The organism is Kitasatospora sp. NPDC088742 (assembly GCF_055584905.1).
Window position 1 is genome coordinate 98,825 of sequence record NZ_JBVJLD010000020.1, and the last position, 26,481, is coordinate 125,305.

27 protein-coding genes are annotated in these 26,481 nt (G+C 73.9%); 13 read left to right on the forward strand and 14 right to left on the reverse strand.

Annotation, left to right across the window (positions count from 1 at the left end; all coding sequences use genetic code 11):
* The 4 genes from ligA (at window position 1) to ACZ6ZR_RS17960 (ending at window position 3,976) form a co-directional block, all read left to right on the forward strand.
* Window positions 1–1,353: a protocatechuate 4,5-dioxygenase subunit alpha gene (ligA, locus tag ACZ6ZR_RS17945; protein WP_465643339.1), complete on the forward strand. Its 1,353-nt coding sequence runs from the start codon at window positions 1–3 to the stop codon at window positions 1,351–1,353.
* A gap of 1 nt (window position 1,354) precedes the next feature.
* Window positions 1,355–2,317: a Gfo/Idh/MocA family oxidoreductase gene (locus ACZ6ZR_RS17950; RefSeq protein ID WP_465643341.1), complete on the forward strand. Its 963-nt coding sequence runs from the start codon at window positions 1,355–1,357 to the stop codon at window positions 2,315–2,317.
* 52 nt (window positions 2,318–2,369) lie between these two features.
* On the forward strand, window positions 2,370–3,134 hold the full coding sequence (locus ACZ6ZR_RS17955) for an SOS response-associated peptidase (RefSeq protein WP_465643343.1): 765 nt from the start codon (window positions 2,370–2,372) through the stop codon (window positions 3,132–3,134).
* A gap of 197 nt (window positions 3,135–3,331) precedes the next feature.
* The gene (locus ACZ6ZR_RS17960; protein WP_465643345.1) at window positions 3,332–3,976 is read left to right on the forward strand and encodes a DUF1062 domain-containing protein; all 645 of its coding nucleotides are present in this window, start codon (window positions 3,332–3,334) and stop codon (window positions 3,974–3,976) included.
* A gap of 44 nt (window positions 3,977–4,020) precedes the next feature.
* Here the strand turns inward: ACZ6ZR_RS17960 and ACZ6ZR_RS17965 are convergent, their stop codons facing one another.
* The 4 genes from ACZ6ZR_RS17965 to ACZ6ZR_RS17980 form a co-directional block, all read right to left on the reverse strand.
* Complete coding sequence (locus ACZ6ZR_RS17965) at window positions 4,021–4,794, reverse strand: SDR family oxidoreductase (protein ID WP_465643347.1); 774 nt, start codon at window positions 4,792–4,794, stop codon at window positions 4,021–4,023.
* 11 nt (window positions 4,795–4,805) lie between these two features.
* A complete protein-coding gene (locus ACZ6ZR_RS17970; RefSeq protein WP_465643349.1) occupies window positions 4,806–5,663 on the reverse strand; it encodes a fumarylacetoacetate hydrolase family protein in 858 nt (285 codons plus the stop codon).
* Window positions 5,664–5,721: 58 nt separating this feature from the next.
* Entirely contained in the window at window positions 5,722–7,065 is a 1,344-nt protein-coding gene (locus tag ACZ6ZR_RS17975) for a helix-turn-helix domain-containing protein (RefSeq protein WP_465643351.1), read from the reverse strand.
* Window positions 7,066–7,161: 96 nt separating this feature from the next.
* On the reverse strand, window positions 7,162–8,145 hold the full coding sequence (locus ACZ6ZR_RS17980) for a beta/alpha barrel domain-containing protein (protein WP_465643353.1): 984 nt from the start codon (window positions 8,143–8,145) through the stop codon (window positions 7,162–7,164).
* A gap of 199 nt (window positions 8,146–8,344) precedes the next feature.
* On the opposite strand from ACZ6ZR_RS17980, the gene ACZ6ZR_RS17985 reads away from it, so the two are divergent.
* The 3 genes from ACZ6ZR_RS17985 to ACZ6ZR_RS17995 all read left to right on the forward strand — a co-directional run bounded on the left by ACZ6ZR_RS17985 (window position 8,345) and on the right by ACZ6ZR_RS17995 (window position 10,500).
* Window positions 8,345–9,118 (forward strand): alpha/beta fold hydrolase, encoded by a 774-nt coding sequence (locus ACZ6ZR_RS17985; RefSeq protein WP_465643355.1) that lies wholly within the window; start codon window positions 8,345–8,347, stop codon window positions 9,116–9,118.
* 71 nt (window positions 9,119–9,189) lie between these two features.
* Window positions 9,190–9,798, forward strand: a complete 609-nt coding sequence (locus ACZ6ZR_RS17990) for a LysE family translocator (protein WP_465643357.1) — start codon at window positions 9,190–9,192, stop codon at window positions 9,796–9,798.
* A gap of 87 nt (window positions 9,799–9,885) precedes the next feature.
* Window positions 9,886–10,500 (forward strand): DUF309 domain-containing protein, encoded by a 615-nt coding sequence (locus tag ACZ6ZR_RS17995; RefSeq protein ID WP_465643359.1) that lies wholly within the window; start codon window positions 9,886–9,888, stop codon window positions 10,498–10,500.
* A gap of 12 nt (window positions 10,501–10,512) precedes the next feature.
* Here the strand turns inward: ACZ6ZR_RS17995 and ACZ6ZR_RS18000 are convergent, their stop codons facing one another.
* The 4 genes from ACZ6ZR_RS18000 to ACZ6ZR_RS18015 form a co-directional block, all read right to left on the reverse strand.
* The gene (locus ACZ6ZR_RS18000; RefSeq protein ID WP_465643361.1) at window positions 10,513–11,166 is read right to left on the reverse strand and encodes a class F sortase; all 654 of its coding nucleotides are present in this window, start codon (window positions 11,164–11,166) and stop codon (window positions 10,513–10,515) included.
* Entirely contained in the window at window positions 11,153–11,794 is a 642-nt protein-coding gene (locus ACZ6ZR_RS18005) for a hypothetical protein (RefSeq protein ID WP_465643363.1), read from the reverse strand. The genes ACZ6ZR_RS18000 and ACZ6ZR_RS18005 overlap by 14 nt, the downstream gene beginning before the upstream one ends.
* Window positions 11,795–11,938: 144 nt before the next feature.
* On the reverse strand, window positions 11,939–13,204 hold the full coding sequence (locus ACZ6ZR_RS18010; protein ID WP_465643365.1) for a pyroglutamyl peptidase: 1,266 nt from the start codon (window positions 13,202–13,204) through the stop codon (window positions 11,939–11,941).
* Between the two features lie 109 nt (window positions 13,205–13,313).
* Window positions 13,314–14,075, reverse strand: a complete 762-nt coding sequence (locus ACZ6ZR_RS18015) for a globin domain-containing protein (protein WP_465643367.1) — start codon at window positions 14,073–14,075, stop codon at window positions 13,314–13,316.
* A gap of 193 nt (window positions 14,076–14,268) precedes the next feature.
* On the opposite strand from ACZ6ZR_RS18015, the gene ACZ6ZR_RS18020 reads away from it, so the two are divergent.
* A complete protein-coding gene (locus ACZ6ZR_RS18020) occupies window positions 14,269–15,285 on the forward strand; it encodes a phosphatase PAP2 family protein (RefSeq protein ID WP_465643369.1) in 1,017 nt (338 codons plus the stop codon).
* On the opposite strand, the gene ACZ6ZR_RS18025 is transcribed toward ACZ6ZR_RS18020, so the two are convergent.
* The 4 genes from ACZ6ZR_RS18025 to ACZ6ZR_RS18040 form a co-directional block, all read right to left on the reverse strand.
* Window positions 15,251–16,441 (reverse strand): alpha/beta hydrolase, encoded by a 1,191-nt coding sequence (locus ACZ6ZR_RS18025; protein WP_465643371.1) that lies wholly within the window; start codon window positions 16,439–16,441, stop codon window positions 15,251–15,253. The genes ACZ6ZR_RS18020 and ACZ6ZR_RS18025 overlap by 35 nt on opposite strands.
* 125 nt (window positions 16,442–16,566) lie before the next feature.
* Window positions 16,567–17,250, reverse strand: coding sequence for a response regulator (locus ACZ6ZR_RS18030; protein ID WP_465643373.1), 684 nt, complete (start codon window positions 17,248–17,250; stop codon window positions 16,567–16,569).
* Window positions 17,247–18,467, reverse strand: coding sequence for a sensor histidine kinase (locus ACZ6ZR_RS18035; protein ID WP_465643375.1), 1,221 nt, complete (start codon window positions 18,465–18,467; stop codon window positions 17,247–17,249). Before ACZ6ZR_RS18035 ends, ACZ6ZR_RS18030 begins: the two co-directional genes overlap by 4 nt.
* Window positions 18,464–19,216, reverse strand: coding sequence for an SDR family NAD(P)-dependent oxidoreductase (locus ACZ6ZR_RS18040; RefSeq protein ID WP_465643377.1), 753 nt, complete (start codon window positions 19,214–19,216; stop codon window positions 18,464–18,466). The genes ACZ6ZR_RS18035 and ACZ6ZR_RS18040 overlap by 4 nt, the downstream gene beginning before the upstream one ends.
* Window positions 19,217–19,395: 179 nt before the next feature.
* Between ACZ6ZR_RS18040 and ACZ6ZR_RS18045 the strand changes: the two genes are divergently transcribed.
* Window positions 19,396–19,938, forward strand: a complete 543-nt coding sequence (locus ACZ6ZR_RS18045) for a hypothetical protein (RefSeq protein WP_465643379.1) — start codon at window positions 19,396–19,398, stop codon at window positions 19,936–19,938.
* 65 nt (window positions 19,939–20,003) lie between these two features.
* On the opposite strand, the gene ACZ6ZR_RS18050 is transcribed toward ACZ6ZR_RS18045, so the two are convergent.
* Window positions 20,004–20,540, reverse strand: a complete 537-nt coding sequence (locus tag ACZ6ZR_RS18050) for a hypothetical protein (protein ID WP_465643381.1) — start codon at window positions 20,538–20,540, stop codon at window positions 20,004–20,006.
* Window positions 20,541–20,619: 79 nt separating this feature from the next.
* The gene (locus ACZ6ZR_RS18055; RefSeq protein WP_465643383.1) at window positions 20,620–21,468 is read right to left on the reverse strand and encodes an alpha/beta fold hydrolase; all 849 of its coding nucleotides are present in this window, start codon (window positions 21,466–21,468) and stop codon (window positions 20,620–20,622) included.
* A gap of 98 nt (window positions 21,469–21,566) precedes the next feature.
* On the opposite strand from ACZ6ZR_RS18055, the gene ACZ6ZR_RS18060 reads away from it, so the two are divergent.
* From ACZ6ZR_RS18060 to ACZ6ZR_RS18075, 4 genes are all read left to right on the forward strand, one after another.
* Window positions 21,567–23,159 (forward strand): phytoene desaturase family protein, encoded by a 1,593-nt coding sequence (locus ACZ6ZR_RS18060; RefSeq protein WP_465643385.1) that lies wholly within the window; start codon window positions 21,567–21,569, stop codon window positions 23,157–23,159.
* A 78-nt stretch (window positions 23,160–23,237) separates the two neighbouring features.
* Entirely contained in the window at window positions 23,238–24,536 is a 1,299-nt protein-coding gene (locus ACZ6ZR_RS18065) for a DUF6236 family protein (protein WP_465643387.1), read from the forward strand.
* Between the two features lie 31 nt (window positions 24,537–24,567).
* Entirely contained in the window at window positions 24,568–25,215 is a 648-nt protein-coding gene (locus tag ACZ6ZR_RS18070; protein ID WP_465643389.1) for a hypothetical protein, read from the forward strand.
* A gap of 125 nt (window positions 25,216–25,340) precedes the next feature.
* Entirely contained in the window at window positions 25,341–26,174 is an 834-nt protein-coding gene (locus ACZ6ZR_RS18075) for an LURP-one-related family protein (RefSeq protein WP_465643390.1), read from the forward strand.
* The last annotated feature ends 307 nt before the right edge of the window (window positions 26,175–26,481 follow it).

Genomic DNA, 26,481 nt, shown 5'->3' on the forward strand with positions numbered 1-26,481 from the left:
ATGGACCGAACGTACCGGCTGGTGCCGGGCACCACGATCTTCGACGCCGAGCAGTCCGCCAAGGGCTACCACCTCAACCAGTTCTGCATGTCGCTCACCACCGCCGAGAACCGGGCCGCCTACCTGGCCGACGAGCGCGCCTACCTGGACGCCTGGCCGCTGCGCGAGGAGCAGCGGCGGGCGCTGCTGGAGCGTGACCTCAACGCCGCGATAGCCGAGGGCGGGAACATCTACTTCCTCGCCAAGTGGGGTGCCACGCTGGGTCTTTCGTTCCAGCAGATGGCGGGCTCGATGACCGGCATGACCGAGGAGGAGTACCGCGCGATGATGGTCGCCGGCGGCCGCCCGGCGGGGCAGCGGCTGGACCACGCCGTGCTGGAGGCCGCCCATGCGGAGCCGGCCGGACGGGCCCGGATATCGGCCGCCGTCTTCACCTCGCACGTGCCGGCCATCGGTGCCGCGATGGATCACGGGAAGACCCAGGAGCCGTACTGGCAGCCGGTGTTCGAGGGGTACGAAGCGACCCGGCGGTGGGCCCGGGAGAACGTTCCGGACGTGGTGGTGCTGGTCTACAACGACCACGCCACCGCCTTCGACCTCTCCCTGGTCCCCACCTTCGTGCTCGGCACCGGCGCGGCCTTCCCCGTCGCCGACGAGGGCTACGGCCCCCGCCCGGTGCCGGATGTCGAGGGCGACCCGGAGTTCGCCGCGCACCTCGCGCACTCCCTGATCCGGGAGGACTTCGACCTGACGCTGGCGCAGGAGATGGCGGTGGACCACGGGTTGACGGTGCCGCTCTCGCTGGTCTTCGGCGAGGTGGAGCGCTGGCCCTGCAAGGTGATCCCGTTCCACGTCAACGTGGTGCAGTACCCCGTGCCCTCCGGCGCGCGCTGCTTCGCCCTCGGTCGGGCCCTGCGCCGGGCCGTGGAGTCCTACCACCGGCCGCTGAACGTCCAGGTCTGGGGGACGGGCGGGATGAGCCACCAACTCCAGGGACCGCGCGCCGGGTTGATCAACCGGGAGTGGGACAACGCCTTCCTGGACCGGCTGGTGGACGATCCGGCGGGCCTGGCCTCGGTGCCCCACCTGGAGTACGTCGAACAGGCCGGGTCGGAGGGCATCGAGCTGGTGATGTGGCTGATCGCGCGCGGCGCGCTGAGCGACGTCGACGGCGGCGGCACCGTCTCGGCCGACCACCGCTTCTACCACGTGCCGGCGTCCAACACCGCCGTCGGCCACCTCATCCTGACCAACCACAGCCTGACCGACCACAGCCCGGCCAGCCACAGCCCGGCCGGCCACACCCTGACCAACCACCCGCAGCCGCACGCCGGTTCTGCGGAGGAGGAGTGACATGAGCGAGCACCAGCCCCTGCGGATCGCCCTCGCGGGCGGCGGCGCCTTCGGTGCCAAGCACGCCGCCGCCCTGCGCCGGATCGAGGGCGTGGAGGTGGCCGCCGTGGTCAGCTCCGGCCTGGAGAGCGCGCGGAAGTTCGCCGCCGAGCACGGGATCGGCCGGGCCGCCGCCGACCTGGACGAGGTACTGGGGATGGACGACGTGGACGCCGTCGTCCTGGCCACCCCCACGCCGATGCACGCCGCCCAGACCCTGGCCTGCCTGGAGGCCGGCAAGCACGTCCAGGTGGAGATCCCGGTCGCCGCCTCGCTGCCGGACGCCGAGGCCTGCGTCGCGGCGCAGGAGCGCACCGGCCTGGTCGCGATGGCCGGGCACACCCGGCGCTTCAACCCGAGCCACCAGTGGATCCACCGCCGGGTCGCGGCCGGGGAGTTCAGCATCCAGCAGCTGGACGTGCAGACCTACTTCTTCCGCCGCAGCAACCTCAACGCTCTCGGGCAGGCGCGGAGTTGGACCGACCACCTGCTCTGGCACCACGCCGCGCACACCGTCGACCTGTTCGCGTACCAGACCGGCTCGCCGATCGTGAGGGCCAACGCCGTCCAGGGTCCGGTCCACCCCGAGCTGGGCATCGCGATGGACATGTCGATCCAGCTGCAGGCGGAGAGCGGAGCGATCTGCACCCTCTCGCTCTCCTTCAACAACGACGGCCCGCTCGGCACCTTCTTCCGCTACATCGGCGACACCGGCACCTACCTCGCCCGCTACGACGACCTGCTGACGGGGAAGGACGAACCGGTGGACGTCAGCGGGGTCGACGTCTCGCTGGACGGCATCGAGCTCCAGGACCGCGAGTTCGTCGCCGCGATCAGGGAGGGCCGCGAGCCGAACGCCTCACTGGCGCAGGTGCTGCCCTGCTACCGCACCCTGGCCGACCTGGAGCGGCAACTCGAGGGCTGACCCGTCGGTGGTTCGGCTGACCGGAAGGGGGACGGGAGGGGAGGATGGGGTCATGTGCGGTCGCTTCGTCTCCACCTCCACCCCGTCCGACATCGCCCAGCTGCTGCGCGCGGTGGTCTGGCCCTCCGCCGAGACCCTGGCGCCGTCCTGGAACGTCGCGCCGACCGATCCGGTGGCCGCAGTGCTGGAACGGGTCGACCGGGAGACGGGGGAGCTCGTGCGGCGGGTCGAGGCGCTGCGGTGGGGGCTGGTGCCGTCCTGGTCCAAGGACCCCAAGGCCGGGGCACGCCTGATCAACGCGCGGGTGGAGACGGCGCACGAGAAGCCCTCCTTCCGCAAGGCCTTCGCGGCGCGGCGCTGCGTGGTGCCGGGGGACGGCTACTTCGAGTGGAAGCCGGTCGAGGCCGGGGAAGGGCGCAAGGCCTTCAAGCAGCCGTACTACCTCCACCGCCCGGACGGCGTACCGCTGTTGATGGCCGGACTGTACGAGTACTGGCGGGACCGCGCGGTGACCGCGGACGACGATCCGGCCGCCTGGCTGGTCACCTGCACCGTCCTCACCACCGAGGCGGTGGATGCGGCCGGCCGGGTCCACGACCGGATGCCCGTCACCCTGCACCCCGACCACCTGGACGCCTGGCTCGACCCGGAGCTCGCGGAGGTGGAGGAACTGCGCGCCCTGCTCTCCGTCCCCGCCGCCGAGCTGGCGATCCGGCCGGTGGCCACCGCCGTGAACAGCGTCCGCTCGAACGGGCCGCAGCTGCTCGCCGAGGTCGAGGACCCGCTGGCCGGGATCACCGGAGGGCACTACTCCTGAGGCCCGCTGACGTGCCGTCGGAAAAAACCGGTTGCCGCGACCGCCGGTCTTCAGCATGATCGCACCCATGGACAAGTGACGGCTGCCTCCGAGCATCCAACCCAGCGCGCAGGACCACGATCCCGCCCTCGGCGTGGGCGAACCGCCCCCGGGGTGACGACGCGCGCTCCCGTCCTGTCCAGAGAGCGATCACCCACATGCATACCAATCGCAAGGCCCGTTGGGCCGTGCGCCAGTTCGGCCTGCCCGCCGTCGTCCGGCCCTGCCCGGACTGCCCCTCCACCCGGCACCGCGCCTCCGGCAAGATCCGGGTCAACGCCAGCGGCAAGCTCCTCGACGTCTGGCTGCTCCTCAGCTGCGCGGGCTGCGACCGCACTTCCAAGGTCCCCGTCCACGAGCGGACCCACGTCTCCTCCCTCGACCCGGCCCGCCTGGTCGCCTACGAGACCAACGACCCCGTCGTGGTACGGGAGTTGACGATGAGCGCGTCACTCGCCGCCAAGAACGGCCACCGCCTGGACTGGGCGGGAACCTGGGAGCTCGACACCCGGATGCCGCTCTACGCCCTCGACGACCCCCGGGCCTTCGAGGTCCTGGTCCACTTCGACCTCCCGGCCCCGATCCGCGCGGAACGCCTCCTCGGTCTCGGCCTCGGCCTCAGCCGTGGTGACCTCCGCCGCCTGGTGGGCGACGGCCGTGTCCACCTCCCCGTCCCCCTGGACGCCAAGGTCCACCGGGACTTCACCTTCACCCTCCACGGCCCCGGCGCGGTCGAGGCCGCCCGGGGCCGGGTGGACGTGGGCCGGCTACCGGAACCGGAGCAGATGGAGCGCTCCGCCTAGCGCGGACGCCGAGGCGGCCGCTCCCGGCGCCGGTGCCCTGAGCCTCAGAGCACCGGCGCCTGCCCGCCGTCGCAGCGCATCGCCGTGCCGGTCACGTACGCCGCCGGGGCGCCGCACAGGAAGGCGGCGCAGGCGGCGAACTCGGCCGGGGTGCCGTAGCGGTGGGCCGGGATGGCGGCGGCGGAGGCCGCGCTGACGGCGTCCGGGGCCGTGCCGTCGCGGGTGGCCCGGGCCGCGTCCAGCCGGGCGACCCGGTCGGTGGCGATCCGGCCGGGCAGCAGCAGGTTGACGGTCACGCCGTCGGCGGCGCAGTCGGCGGCCAGCATCTTGAGGTAGGCGGCCAGCGCGGTGCGGCCGATGCCGGAGAGGGCCAGGTCACCGATCGGGGCGACCACCGCGCCGGAGCCGATCGCCAGTACCCGGCCCCAGCCTTGGCGCCGCATGTGCGGCAGGGTGAGCGAGACCAGCCGGTGATGCACCGTCAGCAGCGAGTCCACGGCGGGGCCGAGCTCCTCGGCGGCCAGCTCGGTGACGGTGGCCGGCCGAGGCCCGGGGCCGTTGAGCACCAGGATGTCCACCGGCCCGTACGCCTCGGTGGCCCGGGCCACCAACTGCTCCGGCCCGCCGGGGGCCAGCAGGTCGGCGGCCACGCCCACGGCCTCCGGCAGCCCCGCCGCGACCTCCCGGGCCAGCTCGGCCCGGCGCCCGCTGACCACGACCCGGGCCCCCTCGGCGGCCAGCGCCTCGGCCACCGCCCGCCCGAGCCCCGAGGTGGAGGCGCAGACCAGGGCGGTGCGCCCCGCGATCCCCAAGTCCATCTCGGGCGGCCTTACTTGACGGCCTGGCGGACGGTGTTGCGCAGCGTCCCGACCCGCTCCACCACCGCCTCGACCCGGTCGCCGTCCTTGATCCAGCCCGCACCCGGCGTGCCGGTGGAGATCACCGAGCCGGCCTCCAAGGTCATGCCGCCGGAGAAGTGGGCGACCTGCCAGTGCGGGTCCCGCAGCATGGCGGAGACGGTGTTGGAGGCGATGGTCTCGCCGTTGACCAGGGTGGTGATCCGGATCGAGGAGAGCTCGCCCACCTCGTCCGGGGTGACGATCCAGGGGCCGAGCGAGCAGAAGGTGTCGAAACCCTTGGCCCAGGGGATGTAGCGCGGGTTGATCCGGATCGCGTCCTCGGCGGTCATGTCCAGGACGGTGGTGTAGCCGAAGATCACCGAGGCGGCCTCCTCGGGGGCGACGTCCTTGCAGGTCCGGCCGATGACCAGGCCGAGCTCGGCCTCGGCGGTGACGCGCTGGGACTGGGTGGGCAGCACGATCTCGTCCCCGTGGCCGATCACGCAGCTGCTCGGCCGCAGGTACGAGCCGGGGGAGCCGGTGGGCTGCTGGGCACCCAGGTCGGCGGCGTGGCCGCCGAAGTTGAGGCCCACGCCCCAGATCTTGGGCGGCTGACGGTAGATCGGCCCGAGGGTGCTCTCGTCCAGCGGGACGGCCAGCCCGGCGGCCCGGGGATCGGCCAGCGCCGCCCGGATCAGCTCGGTCTGGCCCTCGGTGACGACCTCGAACAGCGTCGGCCCGAGCTCGGTGCCGGTCAGCTCGGCGAGTGCGCTGAGCGGTACGACGCCGCCCTCGGCGGCGATGCCGACGTCGGTCCGGCCGTTCAGGGTGAGGGTGCACAGGCGCATGGGGACAACTCCGGTTCAGTGGCGGGTGGTTCGGTGTGAGGTAGGTGAGGCGGTGGGCTCAGCCGGCGGCGAGGGCGAGCGAGCGGTGCGGGGTGCGCGGAGCCCGCTCGCGCAGGGCGGCGCGGACCAGGTTGAGCAGGGCGAAGCGGGCCGGGCCGCCCGGGGTCCCGGCCACCTCGGTGGCCAGGCCGACGTGCAGCAGCTCCTGGACGGCGAGGGCGGTCCGCAGCTTCGGCAGGCCGGTCTGCAGGCCGATCCGCTCGATCGTCCAGCCGTCCGGGTGGTCGGCCAGTCGCAGCGCCAACTCACGGGTGGTGGAGGTAAGTTGACCGATCAGCCGGTGGGTGGCCGCCGCCGGGCCGGCCCCGGTCGAGGGGTGGGCGGCCAGCTCGGCGGGCTCACTGCGGGCCATCTCCAAGAGCTCCGGCACGGAGAGCACGGTGGCCCAGCAGGCCGCCGATTCGAGCGCCCCGGGCAGCCCGTCCAGCAGGTCGCAGACCTCGGCGAGCGCACCGAGCTCGCCCGCACCCAGCTCGCCCGCGCCGGGCGTCCGGGCCGGCCGCAGCTCGGTGAGCCGCCGCAGCAGGTAGGCCAGCGCGGGTCCGCCGTCGGCCGCGCCCTGGCGCCGCCCGGCCAGCGGGGCCAGCGGCAGCCGGTGGCGCCCGGGCAGCCCCTGCGGATCGCGCCCGGTCTCCAGCACGCTCAACCCCGGGCACTCCCGGAGCAGTGCCCAGACCGTCTCCTGGGCCACCGCCCCGTGGTCGTTCCCGTCCAGCACCAGCAGCCCCGGCCGGTCCCCGAGCTGCCGGGCCAGCCGGTGCGCCCGGGTGCCCGGCCCGCCGGTCAGCTCCGCCGCCGCCCCGCCGCGCCCGGCGCCCCGGCCGGATGCGGGGCGCGCGGCCCCGGCCTCCGCCGGGGGCAGGCGGACCCAGTGCACCGGGACGGTCCGCTCCTCCTGGACGGCCCGGGCGGCGGCCGCCGCGAGCTGGGTCTTGCCGACCCCGGCGAACCCGGAGACCACGGTGTAGCGGTCCGCCTCGTCCAGCAGGCGGCCGACCAGGTGGTCGAGCTCCTCGGCGCGCCCGATCAGCGGGCGGGCCAGCAGCCGGACCGGCGGCTCCAGGGAATCGAGCAGGGCCTCCTCGCCCGACCGGCCGGCCGCCAGCTCGAAGGAGAGCTGCTCCTCCGGGCCGAGCCGCAGCGCCGTGGCCAGCAGCCGGACGGTCTCGCGGCGCGGCGCGCCGACCTGCCCGAGCTCCAGGTTCCGCACCGCCCGCACGCTGACGGTGGAGAGCCCGGCCAGCGCCCGCTGGCTCAGCCGGGCCCTGCGGCGATAGCGTTGTAATTTGCTGCCGAATTCCTCGGCAGATGGTTCGTCAACTCTCGCGAAATGTTCCGGCATTCCCGTAAGGGAATTCATTCCAGCCCCCGTAGCCAGATGAATGCGACGGGAGGAGAGTATGGCAGCCCCCCCAAAAATGGACCACGGTAGTTCCGGTTACTCCGTCATGATCACCGCGATTTCCTTCACCAACTGCTCCGAGGGGCGTACCCGGTCCACCTCGGCCACCGCCGCCATCAGCTCGAACACGTCCACCCCGGTCGCCTCCGCGCAGCGGCTGAGCAGCGGGAAGAAGCTGGAGTGGGTGCGGGTCAGCCCGCCGAGCACCTGGAAGGTCCGGTCGTCCGGCAGCCGCGGGATCGGGCGGACCACGGCCTCGCTGAGCTCGGAGAGCGCCCGGTGGTCGTACCGGCCCTCGAGCCCGCTGCGGGACAGGATGGCGGTGAAGGCCTCGGTCACGGTGTTGCCCGCGCCGCGCCCGATGCCGTCCAGGGTGGTGTCCACGTACCGCGCGCCGTGCTGCGCGGCGGCCAGCGCGTTGGCGTTGGCCAGGCCCAGGTTGTCGTGGCCGTGGAAGCCCAGCGGCACCCGCGCCTCGGCGCCCACCCGGGCGAAGAGGTCGGCCACCTCGCCGGGCAGGTAGCCACCGACCGAGTCGACCAGGTAGACCGCCTCGGCCCCGTACCCGGCGCACCGGCGGACCATCCCGACCACCTGCTCGGGCGTGTACACGTTGGTCTTCATCAGGTTCACGAAGACCCGCAGCCCGAGCTCCCGGGCCAGTTCGGCGAAGGGCGCGGCCGGGCCCACGTCGGTGATGTCCACCCCGATCCGGACGAAGTCCATGCCCGCCGCGGCCGCCGCCCGCAGGTCGTTCTCGCAGGCCAGCCCGGGGATGCAGAACATCCCCCAGGCGGCCGAGCTCAGCGTCCGCTCGGCGAGCTCGAAGGAGCGCGCGTCCGACACCAGGCTGGGCCGGCCCAGCGTCTCGCCGGCCCCCAGCCCGAGCCCGTGGCCGAGCTCGACCAGGCCGATCCCGGCAGCCTCCAGGCCGCTGAGCACCGAGGTGACGGTCTCCTCGGTGAACTGGAAATCAACGGAATAACTACCGTCCCGCAGCGTGCAGTCGAGAATCTCCATGTGGCACTCCCCTGGCCGTCGGAAAAAAGCGATGCCTTTCACGCTACGGACTCCGACGGCTCGGGAGCGGCACAGGGGGGAGGCAGTTTCGGTGCGGCCGCGAGCTGACAGAATGCCTCCCCGAGGACGCCCGCGAACCTTGTGGGCGCGAATGCGCGGATGCCAGAATCACCGAGCAGACAGAAAGGGAAATTCGCCCATGCCGCACGCCGAGGCCACCGACGGGACCCGCATCGCCTACCAGCTCCGGGGGGAGGGCGCCCCGCTGGTCCTGCTCGCCGGGCAGGCGAACAACCACCACTGGTGGGACGGGGTCCGGGAGGACTTCCACACCTCCCGCAGCACCCTCACCCTCGACTACCGGGGCACCGGCGACAGCGACAAGCCGGACGTGCCCTACAGCACCCGGCTGCTCGCCGAGGACCTGCGGGCGGTGCTCGACGAACTCGGCATCGAGCGCGCCGACGTGTACGGCACCTCGATGGGCGGGCGGGTCGCCCAGTGGTTCGCCGCCGACCAGCCGCACCGGGTCGGCACGTTGGTGCTCGGCTGCACCTCGCCCGGCGGCCCGCGGGCCGTCGAGCGGGACCAGTCCGTCCGCCGCGCGCTGGCCGACCGCGACCCGGCCGTCTCCCGGGCCGCCCTGCTCGACCTGATGTACACGCCCGGCTGGCTGGCCGCCAACCCCGGCCCGTACCGGACCCTCGGCGACCCCGGCATGCCCGCCCACGCCCGGGGCCACCACCTGGTGGCCAGCAACCGGCACGACGCCTGGGACGTACTGCCGGGCCTGACCTGCCCGACGCTGGTGCTGCACGGCACCGACGACCTGCTCAACCCCACGGTCAACGCCCACCTGCTGGCCGACCGGATCCCCGGCGCCCGGCTCGAGCTCATCGCCGGGGCGCGGCACGCCTACTTCGAGGAGTTCCGCGCCGTCGCCGGGCCACTCGTCCTGGACTTCCTCGGCTGAGGCCTGCCGCGCCCCGCGGCCGGCCCGGTGGCCGGGGCGGTGGCCGGGGCGCCCGACTCAAGGAGGCCTCGATGCCCACGCACCTGCCACTGTTCGTCCTGACCACCTGGCTGCTGGCCATGCTGCCGGGGGCCGGGCACGCCCTGATGATGCGTCAGACCCTGGAGGGCGGGCTGCGCACCGCCCGGGTGACCATCGCCGGCAACGCGACCGGGCTGCTGCTCTGGTCCTTCTCGGCCGCCGCCGGGCTCTCCGCGCTGCTGCTCGCCAACCCGAGCGTCTACGCGGTGGTCCGGATCGCGGGCGGGGTGGTGCTGCTCCTGCTCGGCGTCAGCACCCTGCGGGCCAAGCGCGGCGCCGCCCGCCCGGCCGACGCCCCGGCCCGCCGCTGGGGCGCCTTCGGCACCGGACTGGCCACCAACCTCGGCAATCCCAAGGCGGGCGTCTTCGCCGTCTCGGTGCTGCCGCAGTTCGTCACCGCGGACGGCCCGGTCTTCGCCTCCAGCGCCCTGCTCGGCGTGGTCTGGGCCGCGGTCAACGCCTGCTGGTACGTGCTGTTCACCTGGGGGGTCAACCGGGGCCAGGCCCTGGTCAGCCGCCCGTCCGTTCAGCGCGGACTGCGGATGGTCACCGGGGTGGTGCTGCTCCTGCTCGGCACCGCCGTCGCGGCCGGCTACTGAGCCGCCGGCCCCTGGACGGCCCGGTCGGCGGCGGGGATCGGCTCGGACTCGGCTCGGACTCCACCGCGTGGGCGGGAGAATGGCCCCATGGATGAAGCGGAGGCCGACGGCGGCGAGACGGCGTGCTGGGTGGGGGAGGTGTGCCCGGAGTGCGGGCGGCCGCGGGCGGACGGCGACTGCGGGCACCGGGAGGTGGAGCCGCGGGAGGCGGTTCCCCGGCGGGTGGCCGGGCGGGACCGGGACGCGGAGGGGCGGGCGCGGAACGGCCGCCCGCGGGACGGGTTGGGGCGGCCGCTGGCGTACGGGAGCCAGGGGGCGCCGCGGCAGCCGGAGGGGGTGGTGCGGTCGGCGGGGCGGACCTTGGCGGAGGCGCAGCAACTGCTGGACGCCGGGCGGCCGTTCCACGCGCACGAGGTACTGGAGGACCGGTGGAAGTCCGCTCCGGAGGAGGAGCGGGCGCTGTGGCGCGCGCTGGCCCAGTACGCGGTGGGGCTGACGCACGCAGCGCGGGGGAACGCCAAGGGCGCCGCCACCCTGTTGGCGCGGGCGGCGGCGGGGCTGGCGCCGTTCGAGGCGGAGCCGCCCTTCGGGATCGACGTCGCGGGGATCCGGCGTTGGGCGGCCCGGCCGGAGGCGCCGGTGACCGCCGTGCCGGCCGACGGGGTCCCGGCGCTGAGGAGCCGGGGCGCTGAGGGGCTGTGAGGTGACGGACGGTCAGCGGGTGGCGGTGAGGCGGGCGGAGACGACCACGTTGGAGTCGTAGCCGCCGTTGCCGCGGTCGAAGTGGCCGCCGCAGGTGAGGACCCGGAGTTCGGGGTGGCCGGTGGAGGCGTAGACGGCCTCGGTCGGGAAGGCGGACTTGGGGTGGGTGCGGACCTCGGTGACGGTGAAGACCGCCGTCCGGCGGTCCTGCCGGGTGATCTCGACGGTGTCGCCGCGCCGGAGCAGGCCGAGTTGGTGGAAGACGGTGGGGCCGGTCCGGTTGTCGACGTGGCCGAGCAGCACGGCGGTGCCGTTCGCGCCCGGGGCGGTGGCGTCGCGGTACCAGCCGGCCAGGTTGCGCTCGGTCATCGGAGGGGACGTCAGATGCCCGGTGGCGTCCAGGCCGACGCCGGTGACGGGCGCGTCGACCTTGATCGAGGGGATGCGGATCCGGCTCGGCGGGGAGGGCGGCAGCGCGGGCGCGTAGGCGGGGAGGGTGGCGGTCGGGGAGGGGGCGGCGTCGGCGGCGACGGGGGGCTGCGGCGGTCCGGCGGTGGCCGTGCCGTCGTGCACCAGCCAGCCGCCGAGCAGGACCGCCACCGCCACGGCCCCGGCGGTGAGGACGCCGGGGCCGCAGCGGACGGAGCTGGGCTCAGTCCTCCGCATGACGGGCGGCGCGGCGCCGCAGGTACCGCACGCTGACGGCGGCGGCACCGATCAGCAGGGCCGAACCCCCGGCGATCTCGGCCGGGTCGGGCCCGTCGGAGCTGCCTCCGCCGCCCGCGTCCACGCCGCCCACGGGGAGCCCGTCGGAGCCGGTGCCGGAGCCGTTTCCGGCGCTGCCGCTCGGGCTGCCGCTGGGCTTGCCGCTCGGGGCGCTGCTGATGGGCAGGTCGGAGTCCAGCGGCGAGCAGTCGACCGTGAAGACCTTCTGCTTGGCGTTGCCGTTCTCGCCGGCGAAGGTCCATTCGAGCTTGTAGTGGCCCTCCGGCAGGGTGTAGTCCTGCGAGCGGCCGTTGCCGCCGACGAGCGCCACCCCGCCCGCCGCCACCTGGGCGTTCCCGGTCGGCGGCTGCTGGGAGAGGGTGTAGGTCACCAGCTGGATCGCGTCGAAGTTGAGGGCCGCGATGTAGAACTTGCAGACCTTGGGCTCGTCGCTGGTGTCGGTGGTCGGGGTGGTGGTCTTGTGGATCTTCACGGTGCCGTTGTCGCCGGGCGCGGCGTGGGCGGCGGGCGCCGCGGTGAGGGCAAGGGCGGTGGCGAGCAGGACAGTTGGCAGGGCGAGGCGTCTCATGCACGGGCTCCAGACCTGGGGGACACGGCTCAGGAGCCGCAGGATGCCCCAGGTTGACCCTTCGTCACGCCCGCGCCGTGATGCCTCGCCCTGCCCGTCCTACTTTTCACCTCACCGGCCGACGGCCGGTGGCCTGACGGTCACTCAGCCGGCCGTCCGCCATCCGGCGCGGAGCAGCACCAGGACCTCGGCCGTGATGGCGGCCTCGTTCTGTTCGAAGGCGGGGCCGGTGAGCTGGGCGCGGTCGGAGGGCAGGCCGGTCAGCACGGGGGTGTGCAGGTGGCCGCCGGGCAGGGTGGGGCGGAGCTCCTGGCGCAGGCGGTTGCTGCGGTAGGCGACCTCGTTGGAGAGGTAGCCGCCGCCCCCGCCCGCCACGGCGCGAGAGTCGGGGGTGGGGCCGTCCTCGCGGTCCACCGGGTCGGTCTGGCCGGCCGGGATCTCGGTGACCTCGGTGTTGACCAGGACGGGGTACGGCGTCTGGGTGGCCTGCTCCAGGGCGGCGCCCGGGAGGGTGGTGCGGATGAACTCCGGGCCGGGGCCCATGCCCGGGGCCACCACCGGGTTCTGGTACGTCCCGCCGGAGAGCGCGCCGGTGTTGTCCGGGTACGGGTCGGCCGAGCGGGACCGTCCGGCCCACTCCTCCACCGTGAACAGGCCCGGGTAGCCCTGGCTGATCGAGGTGATCCGGTCGGCGGAGCGCGGGCCCGCCGCCAGCCGCGGGCCGTACGCCCGCTCCACGATGCCGCGGTCGAAGTCGCCGTAGCGGACCGGCAGCATGACGGCGCGGATCTCGGCGGTGGAGCCGTCGTCCAAGGTGACGCGGCGTCCGTTGAGGGTGAGCGCGGCCGAGCCGGAGGGGTTGGCGGTGCGCAGGTCACCGTCCAGGCCGAACGGGTCGAAGCCGCTGACGAAGATCCGCTTCAGGCCCGTGGCGGCGCTGAACTCGTTCTCCTTCAGACCGCGCGAGGCGTCCTCGAAGCGGGCCCGGAGCGCGGCGGTGTCCACCGCGAACTGCGGCTGCCAGCCGTTCAGTTGGTCCACCATGGCGAGCCGCGCCCAGTACAGCGGCCGGTCGTCGCCGGGCGCCAGACCGCCACCGGGGCGGCGGCCCTGGGCGCGGTTGACCGCCGACTGCCAGAGCGCCACGCCCCAGGAGTCGGCCAACTCCTCGGCCTCGCGGGCGCTCCGGGTGGAGCAGAGGGCGGCGGGGAAGCGGGCGGTGAAGCTGCCGAGGCCGCCCCCGGTCACCAGGTCGGCGCTGCGCGGATCGGCCAACCGCCGTTCCTCGGCGCCTCGTTGGGACGGCGTGGTGACGGTGCACCCGGCGTCGAGGGCCTGGGCGGGGGCGGTGGAGAGGGTGCACAGCAGTGTGCTCGCCACCAGGGCGGCGGCAGCGAAGGAGGGTTTCATGCCGTGTGACATTACACAGAGCGGGCCTGGCGGGGAACGGGGCGTCTCACCCCTCGGAGACGCCCCCGTCCCCCGTCCCCCGGTCCCCGCTCCCGGTCCTGCTGCGGGCTCAGGGCCGGTACGGCGGGGTGATGCCCCAGTCCCACTGCGGCATCGGGGTCTCGGGCAGCGGCGGCGGGTTCGGGCCGGAGTAGATCACGGCCATCCTGGTGCCCCACTCCAGGTAGTAGGCGAGCACCCCGCGGAACTCCGGGTCGGCGGGCAGCCCGACCTCGTCGGCGGTCTCCAGCAGCAGGGCCACCCAGCGGCGGCGCTGCTGCTCGGTGACGCCCCGGCCCAGGTGGCGGGAGGCCATGTGCCGGTGCCCGCCGTGGCCGGTGCTGTACCGGGCCGGGCCGCCGAACACCTCGCCCAGCCAGGCGGCGACGTGCTCGGCGTGGTGCGGGTCCATCCCGGCGAACACCGGGGCGAGCACCTCGTCCTCGCCGACGTGCTCGTAGAAGCGGGTGAACAGCCGCTCGAAGGAGTCCGCCCCGCCGGCCCACTCGAACAGGGTCGGGTTCGAACCGCCCCGGCCGGCCACCTCGGTGACCTCGTAGTGCCGCATCTCCTCGATGTCCTGTACGTAGGGCTTGATCTCGGCGAAGAAGGCCGCGAACTCCGGGCCGGCGCGGAAGCCCCGCAGATGCTCCTCGGTGGAGGTCCAGCGGATCCGCAGGACGTAGGCCTCGGGGTCCTCGACGCAGCGGGAGAGCTCGTAGTCGACGCACTGCTCCGCCGCCCGCAGCGGCCCGGCGGCGCGGCCGTACGCCTGCTCGAAGGCGGCCTGGCGGCCGTCGGTGATCCGGTACCGGACGTATTCGACAATCATGCCCCGAGCCAACCGCACCGGGCCGCCCGGATCAAGCCGATTCCCTTGGCGCCAGGGTGAACTGACGGAGCCTCAGGAAAGCGGCCGGATGGTTCCTGTACGTTCCCGAGGAGTGCGGAACACCCCGTTCAGGTGCCACTCATGATCGCGTGCCAGGCTCGGTGACCCCGTACCTACACGAAGGGACACAGCCGTGGCCCAACAGCAGCTCTCAGCGTCCGCGGCCGGCTGGTGGTCGGTCCTCCGCAAGGCCGCCTGGCCGGTCTACCTGGTCCTGCTCGCGCGCTGGACGTGGGTGAACGGACTGCCCTACACCGAGGACCTGGTCTTCCTCTGGCTCATCGGCGCGCTGCTGGCCGCCGCCGTGCACAGCGGACACGGGTGGCGCCGCGCGGCGCTGGTGCTGCGGGACTGGGTGCCGGTGATGGCCGCCGTGCTGACCTACTCGCTGCTGCGCGGCTTCGGCGCGCACACCCCGTGGGCGCCCCACCTGCGGCCCCAGCTGGCCTTCGACACCGCCCTCGGCGCGGGCCAGACCCTGACGGTGCGTCTGCAGCACGCCCTCTACACCCCCGGCACCGCCCACGTGTACGACTACGCGGCGGTCACCGTCTACATGTCGCACTTCTTCGTGGTCTTCGTCCTGCTGGCCGTGCTCTGGCGGCGTGACCACGCCCGCTTCCGGCGGCTGCTGGCCTGCTACCTGGCCCTGACCTACGCGGGCTTCCTCACCTACGTCCTCTACCCGGCCGTGCCGCCGTGGATGGCCGGGCAGCAGGGCGCCATGCCCGAGGTGACCCGGATCGTCGCCGACGTGCTCAGCCAGAGCGGACTGCCGCGCGCCGCCTCGGTGTTCGAGGGCGGCAGCCGGTTCGCCAACGACGTGGCGGCGATGCCCTCGCTGCACTCGGCGTACCCGATGATGATCGCCCTGTTCTTCTGGCCGGTCGCGAGCCGGCGGGTCCGGGTGCTGCTCGCCGCGTACCCGGCGGCGATGGCCTTCACCCTGATCTATGGCGGTGAGCACTTCGCGATCGACATCCTGTTCGGCTGGACGTACGCCGCGGTGGTCGTCCTCGGGGTGAACCGGCTGCTCGACCGCCGGGCGGCCCGGCGCGCCCTGAGGGCGGGTCAGGCTGCGGCGGCGGTCGGATCGGACGGGGCGGCCTCGGAGGTCAGGCCGCAGGGAGCAGCTGCTGGAACCAGCTGAGGATCTGCGGGAGGGCCGCCTTCTTGGAGGGCGAGTGGCCGATCGGCCCGAGGTCCAGCAGCGGGGCGTCCGTGCCGTGCGCCGCCAGCCGGTCCGCGCAGTGGCGGGCGTTCAGGACGGTCACGTCCCGGTCGCCGCTCGCCGCGTAGAGGCGGACCGGGGCCGCGGGCGCCCAGTCGCAGGTGGAGTCCTGGGCCCGCATCGCGTCGAGCAGGGCGCCGGTGGGGTGCGCGGCCCGGGCGGTGAACTCCGGGGTGAGCAGTTCGGCCGGGGTGGCGGGCAGCGCCCCGGCCACCTCGGCGCTGCCGTGGCCGCCGTCGAACAGGCCCTCCACGGTGGCCGCGTACGGCTGCCGGAAGACCTCGGCCGGGTCGCGGTAGAGCGGGTGGAGCCGGTTCATCGCGACCAGCCAGTAGGCGAAGTAGTAGGTGGCGCTCCTCGGGTCCAGGGTGCCGTCGAACCCGGCGGGCATCTCGGCGTGCTCGGCGTCGTACGGACCGCTGACCGGGGCGAGGGCGCCGAGCCGGAAGTGCGGGTCGGCGCCGTCCTGGAGGGCGCGGCCCAGTGCCATCGCGGCCGGGCCGCCCTGGGAGAAGCCGGTCACCAGGACGCGGTGGTCGAGCCGGTGGCCCCGTTGGGCGGTGAAGGCACGGGCGGCGCGGAGCAGGTCGATCGAGGCGGTGGTCTCCGAGGCCACGTCCGCGTAGGGGTGGAGGCCGGGCCCGGTGCCAAGCCCCAGGTAGTCCGGCGCGGCGGCCGCGTAGCCGGCGCCCGCGAAGAGCAGGCTCTCGCCCCGGGCGTCCGGGCCGGTCGAGGGAGCGTCGGCGCGGCCGGTCATGGTGCCGTGCTCGAAGACCACCGGGCGCAGGCGGCGGCCGCCGTCCTGCGGGAGCGCCAGCAGGCCGGAGGCGGTGGTGGGGCGGCCCTCGGGGGTGACGGTGCGGTAGACGAGGCGGTAGGTGTCGGTGCCGGTGGCCGCGGCGGCGGACGGGTAGCCGTGGCGGAGGAGGTAGTCGGTGGTGGCCTCCCGGGAGAGGGAGGTGAGCGCCTCGGCGGAGACCAGGGTGCCCCGTCCGTCGTGCGAGTCTGCGATGGCGGTCGCGGGGGCAAGAGCGAGGGTGAGGGCGACTGCGGTGGTGAGCGCGGCGGTTCGCACGGAGGTCTCCAGGGATTCGGGCGGCCGGGAGCGGCCGTCTGCACCGCCATGGTCCGCTCCGGGGGCACGCGGGCGAATCGCGCTGAGGAGTGGTCCCTGACGTCACTCCGGAGGATGACGAGGGCTCAGGTCCCCGCTGCGTTGCTGGTACCGGGGACCACCAGGCCGCTCTCGTAGGCGAGGATCGCCGCCTGGGCGCGGTCGCGCAGCCCGAGCTTGGTGAGGATCCGGCTGACGTGCGTCTTGACGGTGTGTTCGGTGACCACCAGCAGCGCCGCGATCTCCGCGTTGGAGAGGCCCTGGGCCAGGCAGCGCAGGGTCTCGAGTTCGCGGGTGGTGAGGGCGCCGAGCCGCTCGCCGCCGTCGGACGGGGACGTGCGGGGCAGGCGCCGGGTGTAGTCGGCGATCAGACGGCGGGTCACCGAGGGGGAGAGCAGGGCCTCGCCCGCCGCCACCACCCGGACCGCCTGGACGAAGTCGTCCCGCCGCACGGTCTTCAGCAGGAAGCCGGCCGCCCCCGCGTAGAGCGCGTCGTAGACGTACTCGTCCACGTCGAAGGTGGTGAGCACCAGCACCCGGCAGTCCGAACCCTCGGCGGCCAGCGCCTTCGTCACCTCGATGCCGTCCGTCCCGGGCATCCTGATGTCCAGCACGAGCACGTCCGGCCGCAGCGCCCGCACCAGGGCGAGCGCCTCGGCGCCGTCGCCCGCCTCGCCCACCACCTCGATGTCGGGCTGCACGTCGAGCATCATCACGAAGCCGCTGCGGACCAGCTCCTGGTCGTCCGCGACCACCACCCGGATCGTCACGGTGTACCTCCTGTGGTGGGGGCGGGGGCGGGCAGGGGGAGTCGGAGATCGAGCTCGAAGCCGGGCAGGCCGTCGGCGCGGGGACCGGCCGTGGCGGAGCCGCCGCAGCTGACGGCGCGCCGGCGCAGCCCGGCCAGGCCGCGGCCGCCGCCCCTGCCGCCGGTGGCCAGGCCGCAGCCGTCGTCGGTCACGGTGACGGTCAACTCCTGTTCCTGCCAGCGGAGTCGGACGGCCGCAGAGGTGGCCCGGGCATGGCGGACGACATTGGTGAGGCCCTCCTGGACGGCGCGGTAGACCGCGAGCTGGACGTCGGGCTGCAGTGGCCGGGGCGCGCCGGTCACCTCGTGCGAGACGGCCAGGCCGGTCCGCCGCACGCCCTCGACCAGGGCGGGCAGCTCGGCGAGGGTCGGCTGCGGGGCGCGCGGCGCGGGGTCGTCCTCCTCGGTGCCGAGGGCGGCGAGGATGCGCTGCAGCTGGACGGTGGCGTCGCGGCCCGCGTCGGCGATCGCCTCGAAGGCGGCGACCGCGCGGGGCGGCGCGTGCTCCACCATCAGCGGGCCGGCCTCCGCCTGAACGGTCATCAGGACGACGGCGTGGGCCAGCACGTCGTGCATCTCGCGGGCGATCCTGACCCGCTCCTCGGCCGCCGCGCGCCGCGCCTCGGCGGCCGCCCGTTCTGCCTCGGCGGTCGCCAGCGCGGCCTCGGCCTCGACGCGGCGCAGGCGTTCCCGCCGCACCCGGGCGGCGGTGCCGGAGGCGGCGGCAGCGGCGAAGGACATCAGGTAGAAGACGGCGTCCTGGACCTGGTGGTGCTTCAGGGCCTCCACCAGGAGCACCACCGGCACGGCCACCACCGCGATCCCGGTCAGCAGCAGACGGCGGTGGCGCGAACCGTGCGCGAAGGCGCTGTACATCGCGACGAACGACGCGTACGGGAACGGCTGTCCCGGCCGCTTGTACAGCACCGCCGCCGTACCGACCACGGCGACGAACGCCAGCACCGCGAACGGCCACCGGCGCCGCCAGACCAGGGCCCAGACGGCGCTGCTGGTGAGCAGGAAGCCGAGCAGGCTGAGGTCCGCCGTGCCCGGGGCCAGGAAGGGGATCGCGACCAGTGCCTGGACGAGCAGTGCGATCCCGAAGTCCGCCGGGTAGCGGCCGCGGAGGAGGACCGGACGGAGGGTTCGTACGGCCGAGGCTCTGCTCCCCGGCCTCAACGGCCCAGTACCGCACCGCCGTTGAGGCCGATGATCTGGCCGGTGAGGTAACCGGCGGCGGGGGAGGCGAGGTAGGCGACGGCGGCCGCCACGTCGGCGGGGGTGCCGGCCCGGCCGACCAGGGTGTCGGCGACCTTGGCGGCGTGGAACTCGGGGCTCCACTGCTCGCCGAAGATCTCGGTGTCGGCGACGTAGCCGGGGGCCAGGACGTTCACCGTGATGCCCTCGGGCCCGAGTTGGCGGGCCAGGCCGAGGGCCCAGCCGTGCACGGCGGCCTTGGCGGCGGCGTAGGAACCGGCCGAGTGCGGGCCGGCGCCGCCGCGCTGGGCCGCCGCCGAGCTGATCATCACCAGGCGGGCGCCTGGCCTGCGGAACTGCTCCGTCAGGGCGGTGGTGAGCAGCACGGTGGTCATCAGGTTGACCTCGAGGTCGTGCCGCCAGGAGGTGGCGAGCGCGGCCAGGGAGGTGTCGGCGGGGCGGGTGATGATGGCACCAGCGTTGTTCACCAGCACGTCCACGGGGCCGAGTTCGGCGATCCGCGCGGCCGCGCGTTCCACCTGGGCGGGGTCGGTCAGGTCGGCGGCGACCGGGATCACGCGGTCGCCGCCGATCTCCTCGGCCGCGCCCGCCAGCACCTCGGCCCGGCGGCCGATCACCACCACCCGGTGCCCGGCCTCCGCCAGCTCCCGGGCAATGGCCTTCCCGATCCCCGTCCCACCGCCCGACACCACCGCAAGCCGGTCCGACATGCCGCCCCCTTGATCAACTGTCCGTCAGGGGGAGCCTAACCGCTCCTATTTGATGGGTCACCGTCAGGCTGTCGCCTCTCCGTCCTCCCGTCCGGGCGGAATGCGGGCCGATCGGGTGAATCAGCTGCGCTTCCGGGGGCGCGCGGGCCACTCTGGGGGTCGAGGGAAGGGAGTGCCGGATGGGAGAGCGCGAGGCGGACCATGCCGAGCAGTTGAGTGAGGCCCTCACCGTGCTGGGGGTCGGGTGGCAGCCGGACCGGGTCACCGACGAGGTGACGCGCGCCGTGATGCTGGCCACCGCGCTGCTCGGTTCGGCCGAGGCGCACCTGGTCGGCGCCGAACTGGACGCCCGCCGCTCGGGCGCCGACACCGCGGCGCTGCGCAGCGCGTACGGGCCGGTCCGGGGCGAGGTGGTGGCCGAAGCGCTGCCGGGGGCACCCGACGAGGAGCGGCTCCTGCTGGTCCTACGGCTCGGCCTGCTGGTCGCCGACCTGAGCCGTGCGGCCGGCCCGGACGAACGGGCCCCGGACATCGAGGCCTTGGCCGCCGCCCGCGACCTGGTCAGCGCGGCCGCCGCAACGGTCACCCACCACTACGCCGCCTCGTTCGCCGAAGGCTCGGGCGTGCCCACGGCGGCCGAGTCACTGGACCTGGCACGCACGATGGCCGCCCAGGCAGCAGCCAGACTCACCCGGATGTCGGGGGCCGCGGGCGCGGAGTGAGGACGCGACCGGCTCCGACCGGTACGCGGGCACGACGCCCGGGCGGTGGACGGGGTCCGCCGCGGTCAGTCGTCGGCGGCGACCAGAAGGGTGAGAACGCCCGCGCGCCGGTCGACGAGGACGAGTTCGTGGAACTCGGTGTGGATCGGGCCGTAGTCGTGGTGCGCGTCGCGGGGAAGGTCTCCCAGCACGTACCGACTCGTCGCCTGGCCGATCGGCGTGTAGACCGCCTCCCGCAGTCGCGCGTCGAGCTCGGCGGGGACGCCGGCTCCGCCGGCGGCCCAGGTGCGGATCACACCGGTGGCGGTCGCCTCGTCAACGGCCAGGTAGGTGTCCGGGGTGATGCGGTCCGACCACCACGGCCCGTGGCGCGGTTCCAGCCATAGGTCCGACCCGTCGTACGTGTCCCGGAACTCGGGATGGGCGAGCAGGGCGGTCAGCAGGCCCCGGTCGTCCGGCGGGTCGTCCGTCGGGTCGGACGGCAGGTGGAAGCGCTTCAGGTGGACCCATCGGTACCCGTGCCCCCGCCCGTCGGGGAAGACGAAGTCCCGGAAGTTGACGAAGGGGCTGTCCCAGTGGGTCAGCACGGGTGTCAACGGCATGTCGATCAGCATCACCCGGCCCGCCGGGCGGACACAACCGCAGGTCGGCGGTGTCCGAGGTGCTCACCGGTCGGCGGGATCAGGAGGCCGTAGGAGCCGCACCGGAGTGCCGGTCGAGGAACGCGGCGAGCGCCGCGTTGAAGCGGGCCGGGGCCTCCAGGTTGGGGTAGTGGGCGGTGCGGGGGATGCTGACGGTGCGTCCGCCCGGGATGCCGGCGATCAGGCGGGCGGCCATGGCGAGGTTGTCGGGGCCGTCGACGGCGCCGTTGACGGCGAGGGTGGGGAGGGTGAGGCGGATGGCGCGGCGCCAGGTGTCGGTGACGGGGACGCGGTGGTCGGGCTCGTCGGGGGTGTGCTTGGCGATGGTGTCCAGGCTCATGGTCCGCACCAGCGCGACCGTCGCGGGGTCGACCTCGGACAGGGTGCGCTCGGGGCCGGTGACGAAGGACAGCAGCACGTCCGCGATGCCGTCCGTGTCGCCGGCCGCCATCGCCTTCAGCAGATCGGCGAACACGCCCAGGTTCCAAGGGTGTTCGAACTCCGGCTCGCTGGTGCCGACGCCGCTGACCACGAGCGCGCGGACCAGCTCCGGGTACTCCAGCGCGCAGTCGACCGCCGTCGCCCCGCCCATCGAGAGACCGACCAGCACGGCCGGGGCGGCGTCCAGCCCGCGCAGCACCGCGGCGAGGTCGTCGACGGGACGGTAGGGCCGGGTGGCCGCGGAGGAGGTGCCGTGGCCGCGCGCGTCGAAGGCGATCACCCGATGGGTCGGCGCGAAGTGCCGGAACTGCTCCTCCCACAGGCGGTGGTCGAGGAACCCGCCGTGCAGGAGGACCAGCGGGGGGCCGGAGCCGGCCTCACGGTAGCTCAGGTGGCCGTCTTCGAGGGGGAGTTGGCGGATCGGTACGCTTGCGAAGAATCCTGGCATGGCGCCCAGGGTGCCACCTCCGAGCGCCGCCGACCAGGGGGTGACGCATAGGTGACGCGTGGTTCCCCAGTGGCGGAGCGGTGCCGTAGCGTGGCGGCGTGAACTCGGAATCGTCCTCCCGGCACGACGTCGTGATCGTCGGTGGCGGGCACAACGGGTTGGTGGCGGCGGCGTACCTGGCCCGCGCCGGGCAGCGGGTGCTGGTGCTGGAACGCCTGCCGCAGGTGGGCGGCGCCGCCGTGTCGGCCCAGGCGTTCGCGGGCGTGGACGCGCGGCTGTCCCGGTACTCGTACTTGGTGAGCCTGCTGCCGCACCGGGTGGTGCGCGAGCTCGGGCTCCGGCTGGACCTGCGGCGGCGCCGGATCTCCTCGTACACGCCCGTCGTCCGGGACGGCAAGCCCACCGGGCTGTTGGTGGACGCCGCCGACCCGGAGCGCACCCGGGAGTCGTTCCGCTCGCTGACCGGCGGCGAGCGGGAGTGGCGGGCCTGGCAGGAGTTCTACGGCGCCACGGGCCGGCTGGCGCGGCGGGTGTTCCCGACGCTCACCGAGCCGCTGCCGTCGAGGTCCGCCCTGCGCAAGGTGGTCGGTGACGACGCGGCCTGGGAGGCGTTCTTCGAACGCCCGTTGGGCGAGGTGGTCGAGCGCACCTTCGCCGACGACCTGGTGCGCGGGGTGGTCCTCACGGACGCGCTGATCGGCACCTTCACCCACGCCCACGACCCCTCCCTGCTCCAGAACCGCTGCTTCCTCTACCACGTGATCGGCAACGGCACCGGCGACTGGGACGTCCCGGCCGGCGGCATGGGCGCGGTCACCGCCGCGCTGGCCGAGGCGGCGCAGGCGGCCGGCGCCGAGATCCGGACCGGCTGCGAGGTCACCGTCGTGGCCACGGACGGCGTCGGCGAGGCCGAGGTGACGTACCGTCACCGGGATGGGGAGGGGCTGGCGGTTGGCCGGCGGGTGCTGGTGAACGCCGCCCCGGCGGTGCTGGAGCGGCTGCTCGGCGAACAGCCCGGACCGGGGCCCGCTCCCGAGGGTGCCCAACTCAAGGTCAACATGGTGCTGCGCAGGCTGCCGAGGCTCCGCGACGCGGCCGCCGACCCGCGCGACGCCTTCGCCGGGACCTTCCACATCGCCGAGGGCTACCGGCAGTTGGCCACCGCCTACACCGAGGCGGCGGCTGGCCGGATCCCGTCCGCGCCGCCCTCGGAGATCTACTGCCACACCCTCACCGACCCGTCGATCCTCGGGCCGCAGGCAGTCGGGCAGGGTCTCCAGACCCTCACCCTGTTCGGACTCCACATGCCCGCACGGCTGTTCACCGACCCGGTGGCCAAGGAGCGCGCGCTGACGGCCAGTCTGGCGCAGCTCGACGCGGTGCTGGCCGAACCGATCGCCGACTGCCTGGCGTCCGACGCGGACGGGCAGCCGTGCGTGGAGGCCAAGACCCCGCTCGACCTGGAGCGGGAGATCGGCCTCCCGGGCGGCCACATCTTCCACCGCGACCTCGCCTTCCCCTTCGCGTCCGAGGAAGGGTCCAACTCGCCTGGTGCCGCTGCCCGTTGGGGTGTCGCGACGACCCACGCCAACGTGCTGCTCTGCGGGGCGGGCGCGGTCCGCGGCGGCGGTGTCAGCGGCATCCCGGGGCACAACGCGGCCAAGGCCGTGCTGGAGGAACTGGCCGGCTGAGGCGAAGGGGTGGGGGCGGTCGGCCGAGATTGCCGGTTCCCGCCCCTCGGACGGCCGTTGACGGGCAAGGTGGTGCCCGTGAGCGACATCGCCCTCTACTTCCCCTACGTCAGCCTCCCCGAGGACGGCTGGGTGAAGGCCGCGGCCCTGCACTGGCCGCAGCTCGGCCGGATCCGTCCGCAGGGGTACTACGGCCTGCGGGACTCGGACACGGTGAAGCAACTCCGTGACGAGCTGGACTTCATCGTGGACGTCCGTCCCGGGTGGGGGTCGACGTCCCGTGGGCGCTGGGTGGACGAGGACGTCCTCGCGCGGCTCGGCAGCCCGGCCGACTACCGCCACGCGGACACCCAGGACCAGGTCGACGCGCTGTTCTTCGACTTCCTCGACCGCTACAAGGACGTCCTGACACCCCGGTACGGAGCGCGGGCACTCGGCCTCGCGGCGCTCGACCCCTACGAGGTGTACGACGGGCCGCCGCCGCTCGACCCCCGGCTGCAGGAGGTCCACCCCGGCAAGGTCTCGTGGACGCTGGCCGGCCGGCTCGCGGACGCGGACCTCCTGGTGTCCCGGCAGTACGAGTGGCGCCGGGCGGAGGACGGACGGGTCCTCCGCAGCGGCGACCTGGCGATGCATCACCGCCTGGCCGGCGTCTACCTGGCGATCCTCGCGGATGTGATCGCCCGGGAGAACGGGATGACACCGGTCACCGACCAGGTGCTGTTCTGCCCCGCGAGCTCGGGCTGGACGGTCGAGGCCCTGGCACGGATGCTCCTCTCCGAGGAGGACGACCTCCCGGCAGCCGGCGTGCGGGAGGACTACGGCAGCGCGTTCGCGGTGCTGGCCGTCCAGACGGTCGTCCCCCGGGATCTGGCGGACGTACCCGTCGCGCGGATCATCGAGGCCAGGCGCCGCCTGCTGCCCGAACTCATGCGCTACCGCCAGTTCCTGGACTCGCTCGCCCCCGACTTCGTCGAGATCAGCGCCATCCCCGACCCCGCCGTACGGGCGGTCAGGCTGCGCAACCATGTGGAGAGCAACATCGCCCAACCCGTCGAGACCATGGAACGAGAGCTCGGCCGCCTCGGGCTCCAGCCCGTCCGGGCCGTCCTCAGCCTGCAGACCCTCGCGCCACCGACCGCACTGGGCGTGCTGGCCAACGCCGTCCACCTCTCCGGCGCAGCCACCAGCGCGGGCGTGGCGGCCGGGTGCCTGGTGGGAGCCGTGAGCAGCGCCCTAGACCAGCGGCGGCAGACCCTCGCGGGACACCCGGCCGGCTACCTCCTGAACCTCCGTCACGAACTCGGCCCCTCCGACACCGTCGCGCACATCCGCTCGGCCGTCCGACGGGCCGTGCCCTGGCAGCGGGGCCGCTGAACGCGTGGTGACGGCCGGGGGAGGGGTGAGGGTGCCGCGGTGGTTGCGGGCGGCGACGGTGCTGCGGTGGATGCGGGTGGTGGTGGAGGCGGCCATCGGGCTGGGGGTGGTGGTCGGGCTCGGTGAGCTGGTGGTGCGGGCGGCGTACCAGTGGGCCGGCGTCTGGCTCGCCTTGCCGTTGGGCGGCCTGCTGGTGCTCGCGCTCTTCCCGGTGGGGAGGGCGGTGTCCGACGAAGCCGAACGGAAGTTCGCGGCGCGCTGCGCCGTCTGGGTGCTGGTGATCGGTTGCACGGTCCTGCTGTTCGGACGGATGGTCCTCGCGGAGCAGCAGATCATGGAGGAACGGGGCCGCACCTCGACCGCGGTGGTGACGCGGACCTGGGTGAGCACCGACGACCGGCCCGCCCCCATGCTCGACCTGCGGCTCGACGACGGCAGCCGGCAGAAGTCCCTCCGGAACGACTCGGGGTACGTCGTCGGCGACCGGGTGCGCATCACCCTCGACCCCGAGGGCGTGGCCGACCCCGTAGTGGGCGGGCCGTTCCCGCCCGACCCGCTCCTCCTGGGGATCGGCTTCGGCGTCGCCGCCGCCGGCGCGCTCGCGACCTCCGCCGCGGCCGGTGGGCTGCGCGCCACCTGGAGCCGCCGCCCGACGGCCGCTGAGCCCCAGGACACCTGAGCGCGATCGCCGCATCTGCCGGCTCTGACTTGAGGTGGCGGAGAAGGGCCCACGACCTGCGGGAAGACGCCTGACGGGGTGTGACTTCCGCCACAGCCAAGCTCCCTGTCGGTTGGTCAACTGCCGTGCTCCGAAGGCGAACACGCAGGTCAGCGCCGCGATCGGCGGTCTGGACCAGGCGCCGTCCCGCCAAACGGCTTGGCGCTCGCGGAGCGCCGGGCCCTAGCCTGCCCGCCATGTCCCAGAACACGAACACCCCGGGGATCCCCGGGCAGCCGGCCGCGGCGGCCGGCGACTCCGCCAAGATCCAGCGCCAGGTGCAGCAGCAGGCCGGCGTCGGCCCCATCACCGGTGGTGGCGGCAGTCTCTTCTCCGAGCCCGTCCTGGTGGTGAACCAGAAGGCCAAGCTGATCGAGCTCACCAACGAGTACGCGGTCTTCGACCAGCAGGGCGCCTCGCTGGGTTCGGTGGTCCAGGTCGGCCAGAGCGGTCTGCGCAAGCTCGTCCGCCTGCTCTTCTCCATCGACCAGTACCTGACCCACAAGCTGGAGATCCGGGACGCGCAGGGCACCCCGGTGCTGCTGCTCACCCGCCCGGCGAAGTTCATCAAGTCCCGGGTCATCGTGCAGCGTCCGGACGGCCAGGAGGTCGGCCAGATCGTCCAGCAGAACGCGATCGGGAAGATCAACTTCGCGCTGGAGGTCGGCGGCCGGAAGATCGGCGCCGTCAAGGCCGAGAACTGGCGCGCCTGGAACTTCTCGATCGTCGACGAGAACGACACCGAGATCGCCCGGATCACCAAGACCTGGGAGGGCCTGGCCAAGACCATGTTCACCACGGCCGACAACTACGTCCTCCAGATCCACCGCCCGCTCCCCGACCCGCTGATCAGCCTGGTCGTGGCGACCGCCCTCACCGTCGACACCGCCCTCAAGCAGGACGCCCGCGGCCTCGGCTGACCACCGCCCCGCCTTTCCTGGGCCCCGCCCCTCGACCTCGGCATATCCGAGGGGGCGGGGCTCCAGCTGCTAGTAGGGCTTGGTCAGGTTCGTGTGGGTGTGGGTATGTTGCGGTGGCAGGTGGGGCAGGTGCCGGCCCAGGTCGCGAGGAGTAACTGCAGCTCGCGGACGACCTGGTAGAGGCTCAGGCCGGTGCCGTTTCTTTTGGGGCACGGGTCAGCCTCCGCAGGGTGCAGAAGGCGTGGGCGAGGGAGGCGAGGGTGACGTGGTGGTGCCAGCCGTTGAAGGTGCGGCCCTCGAAGTGGGC